General features: G+C 65.7%; 1 protein-coding gene and 1 pseudogene. Both read right to left on the bottom strand.

From position 1 onward, the window contains the following. Positions 1 to 266, bottom strand: a 266-nt coding sequence (locus SNA_RS43465) for a hypothetical protein (RefSeq protein WP_052809017.1), incomplete at its 3' end; no start/stop codon positions are given. 134 nt (positions 267 to 400) lie between these two features. Continuing rightward, positions 401 to 793 (bottom strand): annotated as a pseudogene (locus tag SNA_RS29905) (IS701 family transposase); the annotation flags it as partial. Positions 794 to 985: the final 192 nt, after the last annotated feature.

Genomic DNA, 985 nt, shown 5'->3' with positions numbered 1-985 from the left:
ACAATTAGACCGGCCTGTCGCAGCTTGAGCAGTGCCCTGCCCATGCATTCCGCGACTGAGGATCCGTCGGCTCTCATCCCTTCAGACAGCGGTCCACCACCAGCAGCGAAGGTCCACGCGGGTCGGCCCTCCCGCATGCGCTCCGCGTCGACCCGGATCATGGCACCGACACCCTGCTCACCGAGCCATTCCAGGATGAGCAGCGTCGCGTCCTCGACGCCGCTGTCCAGGTCCACCTTGGGCCGCCGCCCCATTCCCTTGGCCATGGCCACAACCCTACTCAGCGTCTGGTCGGACCTCGTCACACTCTTTCAAGGCGGCTCAGACCATAAAGAACAAGCTTAGGCCTGGAAGATGAACAAAAGCCCCCCGCCACTGCACCCCCGACCGCCTCGAAGCCCCGGTCCACTGCGGCGTGTCCCCGCTCGTCGGCGTAGACGGGGTAGAGGGCGACCTGGGAGTTCTCGATCTGCCCGGCTGTGCCGGTGTAATGGCGCTGGACCCCGACGGTGTGGGTGCCCTTCTTCAGGTCACCGGTCTCGTCGACGACCAGCACCGCGGCCTCGTCGTGGAGGTGCTCAACAACGTATTCGCGCACGTCGTCACGGACCGCATCCGCGTCCCAGGAGGCCCGGCACAGCAGGTGCTGCATGCCGTGCGGAGTAGATTCCCCGGCCCACTCCGCGGTCGTCCAGCAGTTCTTGCGCGGCAGGTCCGACAGCAGGCCCAGTACCAACCGACCGGCCCGCCGCCGTGGTTCGACCCGGGCGAACAGCCCCGCAATACGGCCCATGGCCACCTCAAACGCCTCCCGCCAAAGGGCGGGATTTATGCTGTGACCTGCGGCCACCGTCTCGTCGTTTGTCCACACAACTCACGATGATCAACGGTGGCCGTACTTGAACCAGGCCCCATCAGTACGCCCGAGCACCCGAGTTGGCGAGTCCGAGTCCGCACTTCGTGTTCCGTTCGGGCGAACGTCATG

It is taken from the genome of Streptomyces natalensis ATCC 27448 (assembly GCF_000935125.1).
Taxonomy (GTDB): domain Bacteria; phylum Actinomycetota; class Actinomycetes; order Streptomycetales; family Streptomycetaceae; genus Streptomyces; species Streptomyces natalensis.
The sequence above is the reverse complement of the archived record's forward strand: the minus strand, read 5'-3'. Positions and strand labels throughout refer to the sequence as shown.